This is a genomic window from Comamonas thiooxydans (assembly GCF_000964545.1).
Taxonomy (GTDB): domain Bacteria; phylum Pseudomonadota; class Gammaproteobacteria; order Burkholderiales; family Burkholderiaceae_C; genus Comamonas; species Comamonas thiooxydans.
Map to the genome: position 1 here is coordinate 279,716 of NZ_BBVD01000008.1, position 17,637 is coordinate 297,352.

The following is a 17,637-nucleotide window of genomic DNA, read 5'->3' on the forward strand; positions in this document are numbered from 1 at the left end:
ACAAAATCAATATATTTTTCTCAAATACACAAATAAAATTTATGAATGTTGAAAGAGCTGAACACCTTCATCGCCGTGGCCCGAGAAGGCACCTTCGCCGCGGCGGGCGACCGGATCGGTTTGACGCAAGCCGCCGTCAGCGCGCAAATGCAGCGCCTGGAAAGTGAATTGGGGTTCGCCTTGTTCGACCGCATCGGCCGCACGGCCCGCCTGAACAAGATGGGGCAGCAGGTGCTGCTGCAAGCGCAGGAGCTGCTGCGGCTGTACGCCAACCTGGGTTCTTCGGGACAGGGTCAGCCCGCCAGCATTTCCGTGCAGCTGGGCTCCATCGCATCGCTGCAGCGCTCACTGCTGCCCGATGCGCTGGCCAGACTTCACCAGCAGTTCCCCCAATGCCGCACGCGCATCATCCCCGGCGTGTCGCTGCAGCTGATGAATCTGGTGGATGCGGGCGAGCTGGACATGGCCGCGCTGATACGCCCGCCCTTTGCGCTGCAAAGCGATCTGCGCTGGACGGCGCTGGCGCACGAGCCTTTCCGGCTGCTGGTGCCGCGCGCCACCCGGGGCGACAACTGGGCCGAGCTGCTGGCCAGCCAGCCCTTCATACGTTACGACCGAGCCTCGTTCGGCGGCCGTCAGGTGGATCGCTTCCTGCGCAGCATGCACTTCACGCTGAAGGAAGTGTGCGAAGCCGACGAGCTGGAAGCCATCGTCAAGCTGGTGTCCAACGGCGTGGGCGTGGCCCTGGTTCCCCAGACCGCGGCGCAGCGTCGCTGGCCCGCGGCCGTGCGCGCCATCGACCTGGGGGCGCACACCTTCCACCGCGACGTGGGCCTGGTGCATCGCGCAGAGCGGCACCTGAGCGAGCCGGCGCGGGTGCTCATCGCCCTGCTCACCGAGCTTGCCAGGCGCAGCCTGCCGCAGGAGCGCTGATGCGGCTCAATTGAACGGCTACGCTCAGCTTTCGGGAACCAGATTGCTGCCGTAGTCGTAGAGATCGCCCAGAATCTCCTCGCCGCGCTCGTCCACGGATTCCGACAGCGCATCGATCATGGTGAACATCTGCTCCGCCGTGCGCGCCCCGCCCTGTCCTTCGATCAGGCAGGCTGCACGGTGCTGCTCCCAGCGCTGCAGCTCCCCGGCATCGAGCGTCTGAGGGAAATTGCGCGCACGGTAGCGCCAGGCCAGCTCTGTCAGGCGTGCATCGTCAAAGCCGGTCTTGTCCAGCGCCAGCTCCTGGGGCGAGAGGCGCTTGATGCGCTCCAGACGGCGACGGTCCTCATTGCCCACAAAGCCGCCATACAGATCCTGGTCGGCATCCAGCGGCTCGCCCGCCTCGCGCGTGAAGACGGCCTTCCACTGCGCGCTCATATCGGGCAGATCGCGGGCAATCGCCGCATGCTGCATCGCCAGCTCCATGTCCACGCCCCATTTTTCGGCCATCGCGGGACTCAGGGTCTTGAGGCTTCCCACCACCATGGGCGACTTGTTGACGTGGATGCTCTTGATGGGCAGACGGGTCACGCCCTCGGGCAGCTCGGCCTGACGCGTGAACAGGCGCAGGCGCAGCTCTTCGATGCTGATGCCCGAAAGCTCGGCCGGGTCGGCCGCCAGATCCCAGCAGATGACTTCGTTCTTGTTGGTGGGATGGGTGGCCAGCGGCCACATCACGCCCAGACAGCCACGCGCGGGGCTGATCATGCCGGTCACATGCAGAAACGGGCGCGCGTGCTCCTGCGTGGCTGGCAGGCCCATCTCGCGCAGAGCGCCGTCCTTTTTATGCAGACCAAAGGCAAAGTCAAACAGGCGCGGCTGCTTTTCGCGAATCAGTCGGGCCAGAGCAATCGTGGCGCGCACATCACTTAGCGCATCGTGGGCCTGCTCGTGCAACAGTCCATTGGCGCGGGCCAGGTCTTCCAACCTGAAGCTGGGCGTACCGTCTTCCTTGGTCGGCCACTGAATGCCTTCAGGACGCAGCGCATAGACCATGCGCACCACGTCGAGCAAATCCCAGCGGCCGCAGCCGTTCTGCCATTCGCGCGCATAAGGGTCGATGAGATTGCGCCAGAACATGAAGCGCGTGATCTCGTCGTCGAAACGAATGGTGTTGTAGCCCACGCCCACGGTGCCGGCCTGCGCCAGTTCGGCCTCGATCAGCGCTGCAAACTCATGCTCCGGAACACCCTCCTCCAGCGCCCGCTGGGGCGTGATCCCCGTGATCAGACAGGATTGCGGGTCGGGCAGATAGTCATTGGCCGGCTGGCAGTACCACATCACGGGCTCGCCGATTTCGTTGAGCTGGTCATCCGTGCGTATGCCCGCAAACTGCGCGGGACGGTCGTAGCGCGGCTGGGCGCCAAAGGTTTCGTAGTCGTGCCAGAAGAAGGTATGAGCCATGGGCCCGAAGTATGCCTGCGAACCGGCACAGCTTGCGGCTCAGTCCATCAACTTAAAGCCTTTTTGGCCTTTAACGCTTATGGATAAAACGCAAGCAGCTATCAATATGATTGTTTGAGCTACTCCCATTTCAAACCAAATTTATGCAGAAATTTGCGCAGCCGGTCTGCATCGTTGACCAGGCTTTTTTTTTGCTGGCGCACCTGCTCAAACAACTTGCGGCCCGCATCGGACAGCGTGGTCGATGCGCGGCAGACGGTGATGACGGGCTGCAGCTGCAAGCGGTCAAACAGAAAGTGATGACGGCCAACCTGATTGCCACCGGGCGCCAGATGCTTGCCAGGCCTTGCCAGGCCATGTGGAAGTCGTGAACTGCCACCACAACGATGTGCAGAAGGAGCGTCACTTTGGCGAGGATGTGCTCGTCACCCGCAAGGATGCGGTAAGCGCCAGGCGCAGCGAGACGGGCATCATCCCCGGCAGCATGGGCGCGTGCATCTACATCGTGCGCGGCATGGGCAACCCCGAGAGCGTTGAAAGCTGCAGCCACCACGCGGGCCGCGTGAGGAACCGCACCAAGGCCAAGACGCTGCACTCGGTGGTCGGTCGGATCAAGGCCACGGAAGGCATGATCGACGGGATCCCGATGGTCTACAAGGACATCGATGCCGTCATGGCCGCCCAGAAGGAGCTGGTGGAAGTGCACCATACCCTCAGCATCAAGGGTTGAATGAGGCGGGAACATGGACTCACGCCTCATTGCCAGAAAGAAGGTCCATCGTGCAAGCCATTGAACAGAAAGCCATTCCGGGCGCACACCTGCTATTGGAAGTCATGCGCGCCGCTGCACTCAAACAAAGGCACGATATGACGGTGCTGCTTGCCGGAGAGTCGGGTAAGCCAGGCTGGGGCGTCACCTCGCCCAATAGCAACCAAGACTTGCTCATTTAGCAGGTTGTGCGATAGCGAGCAGAGGATGCAGGCTCTGAAAACGAGTAGGCACAAGAGTTAAGCTCAGCGCCCGAGAAGTGCATATGCTCAAGCTTGGAGCAAGATGCAAGCAGCGAGTCGGTTTTGTTGGAGAGTTGAATGAATGGTTCCGCAATAGCGGCACTACTACCGGTGATTGCGTTGATCGGTACGGGGTTTGGCTTGGCGCGTGTCGGGCTGGTGCGGCAGGCAGCAGTCAAGGACATGTCCAACCTTGTGTTCCTATTGCTTCTGCCTGCACTGCTGTTTCGCACCATGGCTCAGGTCCATGTCGGCGAATTGGATTACCGTCCAATTGGTGTGTATTTCCTATCGGCCATCATCGTATTCGTGACAACGATGCTGGTCTACGGCTTCAACACTCTGGCTGCAGCGCGCGGATTGGCCAGCATGTTCAGCAATGCAGCCATGATCGGCGTACCGCTCGTGGGCCTGGCCTTTGGCGAGCAGGGTCTGGTGACGCTGTTCACATTGATCTCGGTGCATGCCCTGGTATTGCTGACGGCCGCGACCATGGTGTTCGAGCTGGCATCCTCCCGTGAACAGCACGCGGACGACACCCACAACAAACGGTCCATGGGGCGCACTGTCTGGCAGGCAGTGCGCAATAGCGTCATTCACCCCGTGCCTTTGCCGATTCTGGCTGGCCTGCTGTGGTCATTGACAGGCTGGCCTCTGCCAGACGTGCTTGATACCTCACTCAAGATGCTGGGCTCGGCCATGGGTCCCATGGCGTTGCTGCTCGTCGGCATCACGCTGGCCTACACCAGGATCGGAGCTTACTGGCGACCCGCGATGCGCATCACGCTGGTCAAGTCACTGGTGCACCCGCTTGTGTTTCTCGTCTGCGCCTGGACACTTCAGCTGCGCGGCCCGGCCATGGGCGTGATGCTGATCTGCTCGGCCTTGCCTGTGGGTGCCAACGCACTGCTCTTCACCCAGCGCTACCGGGTTGCCGAGGATGAGGTGGTGGCCAGCATTGCCCTCTCCACACTGCTGGCCCTGGTGACCATGCCGCTGCTGCTGATGCTGCTGCACGTCCTGCATGGGACATAGTCATCAAGGTAGTCCTCGACGCATATCCACCCTGACTCAATCGGAGCTCGGTCTTGCTCTGCCGACGCATGGCACTCCGGCATTGGCTGAAACATGGCAGTGAACCGAGTGGGAGCCAGCCAGCGAAAGTTGGGGCAGATCTCGACCTGCCCTGAAGAAAAGCTTGGCTTTGGCGTCCAGGCGGCTACGCCAAAGTGCAGGACGGGATGACGCAAATCAGTAGACAAAAAACAGCGCTCATACAGTTCGGCAAGGAGGAAGAAGGCAAGGACTCGGGCTCTGTCGCTCAGAAGCCGCAATCACTCATAAAAAGGTGCCTCTGTAACTTGCAAAAAGTTACACTTTGAATGCATGGACACAAACTGACACGAGCTCTCAAACCGAAAGCATTAGCTGCTAAAGGAGGCGCGCGAAATGGATCGTTTGAAAATTTCCACCCGGCTGACTTTCTCGTTCATGACATTGATGGTGCTGATACTAGTGCTGGGAGGGGTTGCACTTTGGGGGTCGTCGACTCAGCGCTCAGCCCTCACCGACATCACCCAGAAGCAAATCCCGATCATTCGCACTCTGAACACCATCACGGATGGAGCCAATGAACAGGCGATTCAGTTCCGCAACCTCGCGATCTTTTCCACGGAGACGCTCCAGGCCTCCGCACGTGCCATGATTCAGAAGACCCGCACCGAGCTGGCTGCAGAAATGGACTCCCTGGGCAAGCACACTCACTCGGGCCTGGGCCAATCGCTGCTGGAGGAGCTGAAGCTGCGCCGTCTGGCCTTCCTCAAATCCGGTGATGAATTTCTTGGACTGATCGATCAGGGCCAAAGAGATGAAGCACTGAGATTGCTGGAAACCCAACTGCGCCCCAATCAGCTCGAATATCAGCGGGTCATCCGCAGCATGCTGGATCACCAGACCCAAAGCTCCGACGTGGCCAGCCAGAAGGCAGAAGCTGCTGCAGACAACCTGTTCCAGGAAGTGTTGGCGACAAGTGCAATCGCCATTCTTTTAGCGGTGACCCTTGCCATCACGATCACTCGCTCCATCACCCGCCCCCTGTCCCTGGCCATTGCAGCAGCCGACCGTGTGGCCAGAGGCGATCTCAGCGGCCAGATCACGGTGAAATCTCAGGATGAAACCGGTCAACTGTTGAGTGCGCTGCAAAGCATGCAACACAGCCTCGTAAGCACGGTGTCGGCGGTACGCGGCAATGCTCAGGGAGTTGCTTCGGGCAGCGCTCAGATCGCCATGGGCAATAACGACCTATCCAGCCGCACAGAAGAGCAAGCAAGTGCTCTTGAGCAAACTGCTGCGTCCATGGAACAGTTGAGTGCTACGGTCAAGCAGAATGCCGACAACGCACGCCAGGCCAATCAGATGGCAGTGAATGCATCCTCTGTGGCTACACAGGGTGGTGAAGTGGTCGCAGAGGTAGTGGAGACCATGAAGAGCATCAATGAAAGCAGCCACAAGATTTCCGACATCATCGGTGTCATTGATGGCATCGCTTTCCAGACCAATATTCTGGCTTTAAATGCCGCCGTCGAAGCTGCCCGCGCCGGCGAGCAAGGACGAGGCTTTGCAGTGGTGGCAAGCGAAGTTCGGGCTCTGGCTGGACGCTCGGCTGAGGCCGCCAAGGAGATCAAGCAGCTCATTACCACCAGTGTCCAGCGCGTGGAGCAGGGTTCCTTGCTCGTGGACAAAGCTGGCGAGACCATGACCGGTGTGGTCACCGCCATTCGGCGCGTCACCGACATCATGGGTGAAATCAGCGCTGCCAGCCATGAGCAAAGCTCGGGCATGGCCCAGATTGGGGAAGCCGTCACCCAGATGGATCAAACCACGCAGCAGAACGCAGCCTTGGTCGAGGAAATGGCCGCCGCAGCCAGCAGCTTGCACAACCAAGCACAGTCCCTGGTCGAAGCGGTGGCAGTCTTCAAGTTGTCAGAGCACGAGCAACATGCCTCTGCCGCAATGCAGGCAGCGTCGGTCAACCCGACAAAAACGGCAACAGTGGCAAAGGTATCGGAGTCGCCTCCAAAGCCCCTCATGACCACCAAATCCCCTGTGCTGCGTCGCCCGGTTGCTATCGCTGGAACACAGCAGGCCACGAATAAGAATGGCGATGACTGGGAAACTTTTTGAGGGAGCTTCCGAGCGGATCCGTGAGCAAAGGCGGTGAGGCGTCAAGCCTGCCGCTTTTTGAACCTATCGGTGTCGTTGCATAACTCAGTGCTTGGCAGCAGATATGCGTAGTCGATGAGCGACTCCACACACCAAGACCTGCTGCCAGCGGCTCCTTGGGAGCATTACAACGACCGGCCCTACGTGATGCCCGCCAGTCATCACCCCTGACAGCAACTCTGTTTTTATTCGAGCCGATGACAGATCGGGATTCTGGGGGACGCGCCTCCCCGCACTAGCGCAGACATCCAAGTACTCGCATATCCCCGCCGGCTGCGGCGGCACTTCGCAGTTCACAGATTGCCATCATGGCCAGTTGGTTCGGGGTCCGGCTGGTCGCTCCACGCAAGGTGCAAGTTACGCGTTTCACGGAACGTGTACAGACGTTTTACAGTTCCACCCGAGCTTCGCGCCGCACGGCCTGTGGCGGCATGCCGAAGCCACGCAGGAAGGCTTCGCGCATATGGCGGCGGTCACGAAAACCTGTCTCCCGAGCAATCACCTCCAGCGGATGCCGACTGCTTTCAATCATCAGCCGCGCGGCTTCTAGCCGAAGGCCCTCCACGGCTTTGGCGGGGGACTGGCCCGTCTCGGCCGTGAACACCCGGCTGAACTGGCGTGGACTCAAGCTGGCAGCCTCGGCCAGCTCTTCCACACTCAGTGCTTGAGAAAGGTTGCGCCGTGCATGCTCCAACGCCTGCTGGATACGGTCTGACTTGGGTGCCAGCTTGAGCATCTCCGAGTGCTGTGACTGTCCGCCTGAGCGGCGCTGGTGCATGACCAGGCGATGTGCAACCGACCGTGCAACCTTCGCGCCCAGATCTTTTTCCACCAGCGCTAACGCCAGGTCGATCTCCGCTGTCATACCGGCAGAGGTCCAGATCGGTCCGTCGGCGATGTAGATGCGGTCGGCCTCAATCTGCGCCTGTGGGTGGCGCTGCTGCAAGGCCTCGGCCCAATACCAGTGTGTGGTGGCGCGGCGCCCGTCAAGCAGGCCCGCGTCGCCCAGCAGGAAAGCGCCCGTGCACAGACCGGCCACGCGCCGCGCGGATACCGCCACCTTGCTAAGTAACCGGATCAGTTCCGGTGCCGGAGCGACGTCCCTTGGAGCGAGGTTGCCTGCAACCAGCCAGGTGTCTGCCCTGCTGTGTGCGGTGAGGGGCTTCGCCTGCAATGCAAGCCCTGCCGAAGCTCGGGCCGTACCACTCATCGCATAGGTCTCCACCTCATAAAAGGGCTTCTCCACCATCAGGTTGGCGAGTTCGAACACAGCCTGGGTGGCCAGCGCCATGACTTGGAAGCCTTCCGGCAGCATGTAACCGATGCGGTGCATAAGAAACGTCCTTTCCAATGTCCTTTTTCATAACTATATACGTCATTTACGACAAACCCCGCACATCGCACCATTCATGCCATGGACAACATCCGTCAACCTCAAGGAGTTTCACCATGGCACAAACCCATCTCGGTACCGCCCTCATTACCGGGGCATCCAGCGGCATCGGTGCGCTATATGCAGAAAAGCTCGCTCAGCGTGGCTATGACCTGATCCTGGTCGCCCGCAATCGCGAACAGCTGAACGCGCTGGCGAGCAGCATCAGCACTCGCACCGGCCGTGCGGTAGAAGTCCTGCCGACCGACCTGAACGACCGCAATGAACTGGCACGCGTGGAAGAGCAATTGCGCACGGACGCCAGCATCACCTTGCTGGTCAACAACGCGGGCATGGGCACACATACGCCCTTGCTGCACAGCAACGTTGAACAGATGACCCGCATGGTCGATCTGAATGCCACGGTGCCCATGCGGCTGGCCTATGCGGCAGCTCCTGGCTTCGTGGCTCGTGGACGTGGAGCGATCATCAACATTGCGTCCATCGTCGCCATCTCCCCTGAGACCCTGAATGGCGTCTACGGTGCCAGCAAGGCTTTTGTACTGGCCTTCAGTCAGTCGCTGCAGCATGAGTTGACTGACAAAGGTGTTCGGGTGCAGGCAGTGTTGCCTGGTGCTACGGCCACGGACTTCTGGGCCATCGGTGGATTGCCGGTAGAGAACCTGGATGCAAGCATCGTGATGAGCGCCGAAGACCTCGTCGATGCAGCACTGCTGGGGTTTGAGCGAGGAGAAAAGGTCTCCATCCCCTCGCTGCATGCTGGCGAGAAGTGGGATGCCTATGAGGCCGCACGCCGAGCTATGGCAGGCCAGCTGTCGAGCAACATCGTCGCCCAGCGCTACGCCACCGCGCACTGACTATCGCAAGGAGCCCAAGTCATGAAAGCCGTAATTGCAGCTTATGCGCGCTCGCCATTCCAATTCGCCCGCAAAGGCCGCCTCGCCGAAGTGCGGCCGGACACGCTGGCAGCCCAGGTCGTACAGGGTTTGTTGAAGCGCTCGGACCTCGATCCTGCACTATTGGAGGATGTGATCCTCGGCTGCGCCTACCCCGAGGCCTCGCAAGGCAACAATCTGGCGCGTATCGTCGGCCTGCTGGCCGACCTGCCCGAAACCGTGGGCGGCATGACCGTGAACCGGTTTTGCGGCTCGTCGATGCAGGCCGTGCATATTGCCGCAGCGCAGATCGAGGCCGGCATGGGCGACGCCTTCCTCTGTGTGGGCGTGGAGTCCATGACGATGGTTCCGCAGGGCGGCTTCAACTTCTCCCCGAACCCGCTGTTGCAGGCAAATACCGACGCCTATATTTCAATGGGCGAAACGGCGGAAAACGTGGCGCAGAGATGGGGTGTAAACCGCGCCGACCAGGATTTGCTGGCACTGCAATCCCATCTGAAAGCCGCCGCTGCCCGCGACCAGGGTCTGCTGGTCGATGAAATCGTGCCTATTCTTTTACCGGGCGGAGAGCTGCTGGATGCCGACGGCTGCATACGCCCGGCCACCACACTGGAGGCCCTGGCCGGGCTCAAGCCCGCCTTCAGGCCTGATGGCGCGGTCACGGCGGGCACATCGTCGCCGTTGACCGACGGTGCTGCGGCCGTGCTGGTCACCCGAGACGATTTTGCCGAACGCCATGGTCTGCAGGCACTGGCGCGCATCCGCAGCTTCGCGACCGTGGGAGTGGACCCAGCGATCATGGGCATAGGCCCGATCCCTGCCACGCGCAAGGCGCTGGCCCGTGCAGGTCTCACTGTGGCCGATCTGGATGTGGTTGAGATCAACGAAGCTTTTGCGTCGCAGGCGCTAGCCTGCATCCGAGACCTCGGCCTGGACATGGCTACCGTGAATATTGACGGCGGCGGGCTGGCCATCGGTCATCCACTGGGGGCCACTGGTGCGCGCATCACAGGCAAGGCAGCTGCCTTGCTTGCACGACAGCAGGGACGATATGCCCTGGCCACCCAATGCATCGGCGGTGGGCAAGGGATTGCTACGGTGCTTGAGAGACCGTGAGCTCACATCGACAAAGACCAAGACTTCAACTCCACTCAAGGAAACCATGATGCTCCGTAGCACCGAAACCCTGGACAGTCTGCTTGAACGCCAGCGCGGCACACTGCCCGATACCTTTGGCGCGCGGCCGCTGGCACTTGCCGAAGGCCGCATGACCATGGAGCTGACTATTGCGCCGTGGATGATGGCTCCCAATGGCTTTCTACATGCCGCCACGCAGGTGATGCTGGCCGACACCTGCGCCGGCTATGCGACCCTGGCGCATCTACCGGAGGGTGCAAAAGGATTCACGACACTGGAGCTGAAATCCAACTTCCTTGGTACTGCGAAGCAAGGAATCTTGCGCGTGGAGGCCGTGGCCGAACATCTGGGAAGGACAACTCAGGTGTGGTCGGCCACCTTGTTCGATGACAAGGGGCGCAGGCTATCGCTATTCCGTTGCTCGCAGATCGTACTCTGGTGACTGGGCCCTTGCCGCGCTTGAGTCAGCAGCCTGAAAACATCTGACAGAAATCGATGGCTCCCAGGGTGAAGACGGAGTTCGGATACCGCGCAGCGCGCAGGCCTGGCTTTCGCCATGACCTGCAATCCGCCCCACCGCGAACCTCTGTGCGGAGGTCAACCGCGCCGACGTGCAAGACGCGCCCCCGAACTCGCAGGAACCAGAATACCTGCACCGTACGTTCCGGCAGCTATGCGCTCAACGCGAGCTCCGCCATGAGTTTCACGCTGGGGCTGCGGCTCTATGGCAGTACACAAAATCTCTTGGCACTTCCCGCCGCTTCATGAAGCGCAGCCATGCGCCGCTGCTGTGCCACGATTTCCACCCGACCGGTGGCGCCGAACTCGAGACCGTGATCGGCGACACCAGAGGCATGCTGCCATCCTTTACTTCAACGAGGCGCGGGGGGCGTGAGCTAGCTTGCCTCGATCAGGCCCATCAGAACCTGACCCACATCGGCCTCCACCTTGAAAGCCAGCAATGCATCGGCCCTTGTCACGCCTTGATTGATGGCCACGATGGACTTGCCCTGCTCATGTGCAGCCAGCGCAAAACGGTAACCCGAATAGACCATCAATGAAGAGCCTGCGATCAGCACGGCGTCGGCCCTGGCCACTGCCGCCATGCAGGTCTGCACGCGTTCACTCGGCACGGTCTCGCCAAAGAACACCACATCGGGCTTGATCAGGCCTGTCCCGCAATGTGGGCAGGCCGGCACGACAAAGCGGCTGAAGTCCTGGTTTTCCAGATCGGCGTCGCCATCGGGCGCTGGTGCTGCATACAGTTCAACCCAGGCCGGGTTCAGCGCCAGCAGCCGCTGCTGCAGATCGGCGCGGGCAGAGCGCTTGTCGCAGTCCATGCAGCGCACGGTGTCGATGCGCCCGTGCAGGTCCACGATGTTCAGGCTGCCGGCCGCATCATGCAGGCCATCGACATTCTGGGTGATCAGCAACTCCAGCCGGCCTTGCTGCTCCAGTCGCGCCAGTGCCTGATGGGCGGAGCCGGGCCGCGCCTGCCCCATCACGCGCCAGCCCAGCATGGAACGCGCCCAGTAGCGCTGACGCACCAGCACATCGCCCATGAAGGCCTGATAGGTCACGGGCTGGGGGCGCTTCCACTGTCCGTTGCGGTCACGATAGTCAGGGATGCCGACTTCAGTGCTGCAGCCGGCGCCACCAATGACCACCACACGCGGATGCGCATGCAGCCAGTCTTGCAGGCGCCACAGCGCCAGAGCATCCACACAATGGTTCACGGTTTCACTCATTAGAGCAGCGGCGACGTCAATCGGGCCACGGAACCGACCAGCCGTCGCCGCAGACCTTTTTCGCTGCGATATTGCACCATTCGAGCCTGGCCCAGGTCGGCCTCGAACTGCGCAGCGATGGCCTGATTCAGCTCTGGCCCGTAGCCGATCACACAGACCTCGTAGTTGAGGAAAAAGCTGCGATAGTCAAAATTGGCCGTGCCGATCATCGCCATATTGTCATCGACCACCAAGGTCTTGGAGTGCAGCATGCTGGCCGCATATTCATAGATATGCACTCCACAGCGAATCAGCTCGTCAAAATAGGAGCGCGCAGCGGCCGTCACCAATAGCGAATCAGACTTCTTCGGCACCAGAATGCGGACCTCCACACCGCGCAGTGCAGCATTGGTGAGGGCCGTCAGCGCGCCTTCGGTCGGCACAAAGTAAGGCGTGGTCAGCAAGATGCGTTGCTGTGCCGCGTTGATGGCCGCCAGATAGGAGCGGTAGATGGCGTCCAGTTGGTCGTCAGGCCCCGAGGTCACGACCTGCATGGGGATGGGGCCGTCTTCGCAATCGGGCAGCAGATCGTCAAGATCGTTGGGCAGCCGGTGCGGATCGTCGCTGCGGGTGTAGGCCCAGTCCTCGAGAAACACTGTCTGCAGCCAGTTGACGACGGAGCCTTCGACCCGGATATGCACGTCATGATAAGCATCGTCACAAATGCGCTCGTTCTCTTCATCGGTGACGTTCACGCCACCCGTAAAGCCCACTTTTCCATCGCAGACCAGAATCTTGCGGTGGGTACGGAAGTTGACCACGGGTCGCAGCCGACGCCCTATCTTGGCATCGTGAAAGCGCAGCACCTCGGCCCCGGCCTGCTGCAGCGGCTCCAGAAACTTTCGCCCCAGCTTCTTGGAGCCCAGAGCATCCACCAGCAAACGCACCTGCACGCCTGCACGTGCTTTCTCGATCAGCAAATCACGCAAGGCCGTGCCGGTCTGATCGGGCTCGTAGATGTAGTACTCCAGATGCACATGGTGGCGTGCTGCGCTCACGGCATCGGCAATCGCATCAAAGGTCGCAGCGCCACCCACCAGCAACTGCATGGAAGTGGCCGTGCTTACCGGGAAATCGCTGGTCATGCCAACCAGCCGTGCCACCTGACGCAGGCGCTCCTGCTGGGCCGGAATGCGTTCCCTGAGTTTTTGCATGCTGTTGCGCACACGCGAACGCTTGCGCGAGCGCAGCCGCTTGATACGCTGGCGCTTCATGCGTTGCGGACCGAAGTAGTAATAGACCACCAGACCCACCACAGGTAACGCAGCCATGGACAACAGCCAGCTCAGTGTGGCAATCGGCTGGCTGCGCTGCAGCAGAATCCAGATGCCTACCACGACGACATACAGCGACCAGCCCACGGACAGCCAGAGCTTGACGCTCTCGTGGCTCAGCTGCATTGCTATCCAGTCCAATTGCACACTCCTGTTGTTCGATGAACCATCACCACCATGCCCTCGCAGTATGGCAGCGGCATGGCAGACTGCGGCGACCCGCCTGCCCGGGGGAAACACCCTCCAGCAGGCGCCATGCTTTTGTACCGCGCTACAAAGAGTATATTGATACGCATGATTTCCGAACTCATCACGACTCTGGCCCAGGCCCGCAAGGCCGCCCGCATCACCCAGGCCGATCTGGCCGAACGTGCCGGCCTGTCACGCATGGCCGTACAACGCACTGAAACCGGCGACGTAGACCCACGCTTTTCCACTCTGCAGGAAATGGCCCGTGTGCTGAATATGGAGCTGATTGCCGTGCCGGCCGAGCTGCACGCCCAGGTGCTGGCACTGATTCAGCCTCAGACCGGCCAGACGGCTGCAGCCGACCGCATCGCCAGTCCGGTGACCGGCCAGGATTCGCTATGAAGTCTTACGTATTGTTAACTTGAGAACCCTGTTTGCTCGGCAACAATGGTCCGAGGTTTTTTTGCGCGACATTCAGAGGTTTGAGAGATGGCGATTCACAACTGGGATTACGCACCTGAGGCACTGGAGGTACAGGTCAGCGAATTGTTGCTGGCCACGGCAGATCGAAGCGACGAACTGGTCGATGAAAACGTGCGCCTGGTCCTGCAGGAGCTGCGCCAGCACCTCAATATGGAGGTGATTTTTGTCTCCGAGATCCGCAACGGCCAGCGCATGTTCCAGCATGTCGATACCGCCCCCGGCAAGGAATTGATTGCCACTGGCGGCGGCGGTCCCCTGGAAGAGTCGTTTTGCCGGTGCGTGCTCGACGGCATACTGCCCGGCCTGGTCCAGGATGCGACCAGCCACCCTGCCTTTGCCAAGCTGCCTGCAACTCCTTTTCGCGTGGGCGCCCATCTGAGCACGCCCATCGTGCTGGCCAGCGGCAAGGTCTACGGCACGCTGTGCTGCTTCAGCCAGGCGGCCGATGAAAGCCTGACGGCCAAGGACCTGCAAAAACTCGAATGCGTGGCCAGGATCACGGCCAGACGAATCGATATCAAGCAGGCCCGGCAGCTCCAGCCGGCCGAAGAAAAGCGCACGCCTTGCGGCCCGGCTTCTCCAGGAAAGCTCTGAAAACCAGCTCTCCGGGAAAAAGCTGCGTCAGTTCACCGCCACGCAGACCTGGCGCTGCTCGCCCAGCCCATCGGCACCCAGCCGCACCACATCGCCGGGCTTGAGAAAGACGGGCTCCGGCTTTTGTCCCAGACCCACGCCCGCAGGCGTTCCGGTCAGAATCACATCGCCGGCCTCCAGCGTCATGAACTGGCTGATATAGCTGATGATCTCGGGCACGCCAAAGATGAAATTGCTGGTATTGCTGCTTTGCATGCGCTGGCCGTTCACTTCCAGCCACAGGCCCACGCGATGCGGATCGGCAATTTCGTCGGCCGTCACCAGCCAGGGGCCCAGCGGCGCAAACGTGTCATGGCTCTTGCCCTTGGTCCAGGTGCCGCCACGCTCCAATTGCCAGCCGCGCTCGGACACATCGTTGGCCAACAGATAGCCGGCCACATGGGACAGAGCCTGCGCCTCGGTCACGCGCCGTGCGCGGCTGCCGATGACAACGCCCAGCTCCACCTCCCAGTCGACCTTGTCCGCGCCCTGCGGAATCTGCACCGCATCGCCAGGACCGCAGATCGCCGTCACGGCCTTCATGAACAGCACGGGTTCGGCCGGCGCTGGCAGTCCGGCCTCGGCCGCGTGGTCAGCATAGTTGAGGCCCGCACAGACCAGCTTGCCCACCTGTGCCACGGGGCAGCCCAGACGTGGCCTTCCGTCAACCTTGGGCAAACGGCTCCAGTCCATATGCCGTATGCGCTCCAGCGCATCGGGACCTAGCTGGCCCGGGCCCCAATCGGGCACCAGGGCCGATGCATCACGCAGCACGCCGTCGGCGTCCAGCACGCCCGGGCGCTCCGCACCCGCGCTGCCATAGCGAAGCAGTTTCACGATGGTTGTCTCCTTATGAATCGGTCAGTGTCGCCCTCTAAGGCCTTCATCATGCAATATCGAACAGGCGGCCCCAGCCCTTGACGGCGGAAGGATCACGCCCGGCCGCGCGCAGCATGCCCCAGACCGTGGTACTCACGGTATCGAGCAGCGGCACTCCCCAACGGCGCTCCACCTCTTCGGCCAGGTGCGCAGCGCGCAAATTGGTGCAGTAAGTCACGACGGCGTCAGGTTTGCCTTCTTCGATCACGTTGCCGATGAGTTGCAGCAGTTGCTCGGGCTCCACCAGCGCAAAGCTGTGGTTGACCGAGATGTCCAGATGGCGCTCTGCCGTGGTCTCGACGCCTGCGGCGCGGTAGTTGTTGACGATGCATTGCTGCACGTCCGCCGTGTACGGGCTGACGATGGCCAGCTTCTTCACGGAGAGCTTTTCCATCAGCTGATTGAGTGCCAGGATGGCCGTCGTGGCCTTGATGCCAGTGCGCTCGGTAATACGCTCGCACAGCCGCATGTCGGTCTCAAAGCCGCGCCATCCTGCGGCCGTGCCGCTCCAGCCGATCACATCCACCTTGGCATCGGCCAGCAGCTCGGCGGCGGCCAGGATCTTGCTGTCGTCAAACTGGTTCAGTGCCCCCTCGGCCAGCGAAATCTCAGTCACCGTGAAGCGCGAAAAATGGGCCGAGCAGTTGCCGGCACTGGCAGCCAGCGCGCTGGTCAGAGGCTCCAGCGCGGTGTTGGAAGAAGGCGTGAGCACGCCCAGGCATGTCGTAGTTGCAGTCATCTTGCTTGTCTCCGTTGTATGGCCAACCGGCAAACCGGTTGGCCGGCATTGTTCACCTCACCCGAACAAACGTCAACAATATTGTTGACAATAAATCAAAGTTCAATCACTCAAAGTTATCTATCAAGAAAGTCTTCACTTCGTCACCGCCTTTCGCCTCACAGCATATTTCAGAGAAAAATTCCCAAATAGGTGTTTACGATATTGTTGACAATATTGTCGACATTTAGATTTCGACCTCACATCGAACAACCAACCAACCGATGGAGCGAGACCCGAGATGCAAAACCCAACCACACTTGCCGCGCCACAGGCGGCGGCAGCGCCGACCAAGGTGCGCTGGAAGATCTTCCTGATGATGCTTTTCCTGATCGCGGTCAATTACATTGACCGCGCATCGCTGTCCGTGGCCATGCCCATGATCGCCAAGGAGTTCGATCTCAGCCCTGCCGTTCAGGGCCTGCTGATGAGCTCCTTCTTCTGGACCTATGCCTTCATGCAGATTCCCGGCGGCATGCTGGCCGACCGTTTCGGCCCACGCGTGGTCATCGTCTGCTCCACCCTGGGTTGGGGCTTCTTCCAGGCCATCGCCGCAGCTTGCACCGGCTGGGTGTCGCTGCTGATCACCCGTCTGGGTCTGGGCGCCTCCGAGGCCCCCATCTACCCCGCAGGCGGCAAGCTCAACGGCATCTGGATGACCCAGAACGAACGCGGCCGCGGCGCCACACTGCTGGACGGTGGCGCACCTCTGGGTGCCGCCCTGGGTGCGCTGATCATCGCCGGCCTGCTGACCCACTTCGACTCCTGGCGCGTGTCCTTCGTCGTCGCGGGCGTTGGCACCATGATCGCGGGTGTCTTTGCCTGGTGGTATATCCGCAACCATCCCCGTGAGCACGCAGGCGTCAATGAAGCCGAAGCTGCCTTCATCGAGGAAGCACATGCCGCCGACCTCGCCGCCGAGCCCGCCCATGCCAGCGGCAAGGTGATGGACTTCTTCAAGTACCGCTCGGTATGGGGCATGTTCTTCGGCTGGATGTGCTTCAACGCGCTGTTCTACGGCCTGCTGACCTGGATGCCCACCTACCTTTCCAAGGTGCATGGCATGGACATCAAGCAGATGGGCGGCGCCGTGTTCATCATGTTCTTCTCCGGCTTCGTCGGTGAGATGGTCGGCGGCTGGATTGCCGACAAGTGGAAGGCTGCGGGCGCTTCGCAAGCCAAGGTGCTGCGCACGCTGTTCGGTATCGCCTCAATCATCGCCACCATCGCCATCTACAACGTGGCCCGCTTCAAGGACCCCGTGACCATCGTGATCCTGCTGTCGGTAACGCTGTTCTTCCTGCGCTGGTGCGGTCTGTTCTGGTGCGTTCCTTCCATTCTGGGCACCCGCAAGCGCGTCGGCTTCCTGGGTGGCGTCATGAACCTGGGCGGCAACTTCGCCGGCATCGGCGTACCCATTCTGGTGGGCGTGATCGTGCAGGCCACCGGCTCCTACGACATGGCCATGATGCTCTTCGCTGCTGCGGGCGCAGGCCTCTTCGTCTGCTCGTCGATCGTGATCGACTACAGCAAGAAGATCCCGGTCTAAGTACCGCCC

The 17,637-nt window shown here is 61.0% G+C and carries 16 protein-coding genes and 2 pseudogenes; 11 read left to right on the forward strand and 7 right to left on the reverse strand.

What is annotated here, in order from left to right:
* The first annotated feature begins 45 nt into the window (after positions 1-45).
* A complete protein-coding gene (locus tag Cth01_RS14745; RefSeq protein WP_034377639.1) occupies positions 46-933 on the forward strand; it encodes a LysR family transcriptional regulator in 888 nt (295 codons plus the stop codon).
* Between the two features lie 24 nt (positions 934-957).
* Here the strand turns inward: Cth01_RS14745 and sbcB are convergent, their stop codons facing one another.
* Complete coding sequence (sbcB, locus tag Cth01_RS14750) at positions 958-2,397, reverse strand: exodeoxyribonuclease I (protein ID WP_045839562.1); 1,440 nt, start codon at positions 2,395-2,397, stop codon at positions 958-960.
* A gap of 119 nt (positions 2,398-2,516) precedes the next feature.
* Positions 2,517-2,690, reverse strand: a pseudogene (locus tag Cth01_RS24300) (sigma 54-dependent transcriptional regulator); the annotation flags it as partial.
* On the opposite strand from Cth01_RS24300, the pseudogene Cth01_RS24305 reads away from it, so the two are divergent.
* The 4 genes and pseudogenes from Cth01_RS24305 to Cth01_RS14770 all read left to right on the forward strand — a co-directional run.
* Positions 2,688-3,127 (forward strand): annotated as a pseudogene (locus Cth01_RS24305) (RtcB family protein); the annotation flags it as partial. The pseudogenes Cth01_RS24300 and Cth01_RS24305 sit on opposite strands and share 3 nt — an antisense overlap.
* 50 nt (positions 3,128-3,177) lie before the next feature.
* On the forward strand, positions 3,178-3,348 hold the full coding sequence (locus Cth01_RS14760; RefSeq protein WP_156160278.1) for a hypothetical protein: 171 nt from the start codon (positions 3,178-3,180) through the stop codon (positions 3,346-3,348).
* 138 nt (positions 3,349-3,486) lie between these two features.
* Positions 3,487-4,443: an AEC family transporter gene (locus Cth01_RS14765; RefSeq protein WP_045839563.1), complete on the forward strand. Its 957-nt coding sequence runs from the start codon at positions 3,487-3,489 to the stop codon at positions 4,441-4,443.
* Positions 4,444-4,857: 414 nt separating this feature from the next.
* A complete protein-coding gene (locus Cth01_RS14770) occupies positions 4,858-6,591 on the forward strand; it encodes a methyl-accepting chemotaxis protein (RefSeq protein WP_045839564.1) in 1,734 nt (577 codons plus the stop codon).
* A 427-nt stretch (positions 6,592-7,018) separates the two neighbouring features.
* Here the strand turns inward: Cth01_RS14770 and Cth01_RS14775 are convergent, their stop codons facing one another.
* On the reverse strand, positions 7,019-7,963 hold the full coding sequence (locus Cth01_RS14775; protein WP_045839565.1) for a GlxA family transcriptional regulator: 945 nt from the start codon (positions 7,961-7,963) through the stop codon (positions 7,019-7,021).
* A 116-nt stretch (positions 7,964-8,079) separates the two neighbouring features.
* Here Cth01_RS14775 and Cth01_RS14780 point away from each other — a divergent pair, with 116 nt between their 5' ends.
* The 3 genes from Cth01_RS14780 to Cth01_RS14790 are packed head-to-tail and all read left to right on the forward strand — an operon-like array spanning position 8,080 to position 10,498.
* Entirely contained in the window at positions 8,080-8,880 is an 801-nt protein-coding gene (locus Cth01_RS14780) for an SDR family NAD(P)-dependent oxidoreductase (RefSeq protein WP_034409869.1), read from the forward strand.
* 21 nt (positions 8,881-8,901) lie between these two features.
* Positions 8,902-10,035, forward strand: a complete 1,134-nt coding sequence (locus Cth01_RS14785) for a thiolase family protein (RefSeq protein ID WP_045839566.1) — start codon at positions 8,902-8,904, stop codon at positions 10,033-10,035.
* A gap of 46 nt (positions 10,036-10,081) precedes the next feature.
* The gene (locus tag Cth01_RS14790) at positions 10,082-10,498 is read left to right on the forward strand and encodes a PaaI family thioesterase (protein WP_045839567.1); all 417 of its coding nucleotides are present in this window, start codon (positions 10,082-10,084) and stop codon (positions 10,496-10,498) included.
* A 454-nt stretch (positions 10,499-10,952) separates the two neighbouring features.
* On the opposite strand, the gene Cth01_RS14795 is transcribed toward Cth01_RS14790, so the two are convergent.
* Positions 10,953-11,804, reverse strand: a complete 852-nt coding sequence (locus Cth01_RS14795) for an NAD-dependent protein deacetylase (protein WP_034377651.1) — start codon at positions 11,802-11,804, stop codon at positions 10,953-10,955.
* Positions 11,804-13,243: a cardiolipin synthase gene (gene cls / locus Cth01_RS14800; protein ID WP_045839568.1), complete on the reverse strand. Its 1,440-nt coding sequence runs from the start codon at positions 13,241-13,243 to the stop codon at positions 11,804-11,806. Before cls ends, Cth01_RS14795 begins: the two co-directional genes overlap by 1 nt.
* A 168-nt stretch (positions 13,244-13,411) precedes the next feature.
* Here cls and Cth01_RS14805 point away from each other — a divergent pair, with 168 nt between their 5' ends.
* On the forward strand, positions 13,412-13,708 hold the full coding sequence (locus Cth01_RS14805) for a helix-turn-helix transcriptional regulator (protein WP_034409876.1): 297 nt from the start codon (positions 13,412-13,414) through the stop codon (positions 13,706-13,708).
* Between the two features lie 87 nt (positions 13,709-13,795).
* On the forward strand, positions 13,796-14,383 hold the full coding sequence (locus tag Cth01_RS14810; RefSeq protein WP_045839569.1) for a GAF domain-containing protein: 588 nt from the start codon (positions 13,796-13,798) through the stop codon (positions 14,381-14,383).
* 27 nt (positions 14,384-14,410) lie between these two features.
* On the opposite strand, the gene Cth01_RS14815 is transcribed toward Cth01_RS14810, so the two are convergent.
* Positions 14,411-15,259, reverse strand: coding sequence for a fumarylacetoacetate hydrolase family protein (locus Cth01_RS14815; protein ID WP_045839570.1), 849 nt, complete (start codon positions 15,257-15,259; stop codon positions 14,411-14,413).
* 49 nt (positions 15,260-15,308) lie between these two features.
* Complete coding sequence (locus Cth01_RS14820) at positions 15,309-16,040, reverse strand: maleate cis-trans isomerase family protein (RefSeq protein ID WP_034409883.1); 732 nt, start codon at positions 16,038-16,040, stop codon at positions 15,309-15,311.
* A gap of 280 nt (positions 16,041-16,320) precedes the next feature.
* On the opposite strand from Cth01_RS14820, the gene Cth01_RS14825 reads away from it, so the two are divergent.
* Positions 16,321-17,628: an MFS transporter gene (locus Cth01_RS14825; protein ID WP_034409885.1), complete on the forward strand. Its 1,308-nt coding sequence runs from the start codon at positions 16,321-16,323 to the stop codon at positions 17,626-17,628.
* The last annotated feature ends 9 nt before the right edge of the window (positions 17,629-17,637 follow it).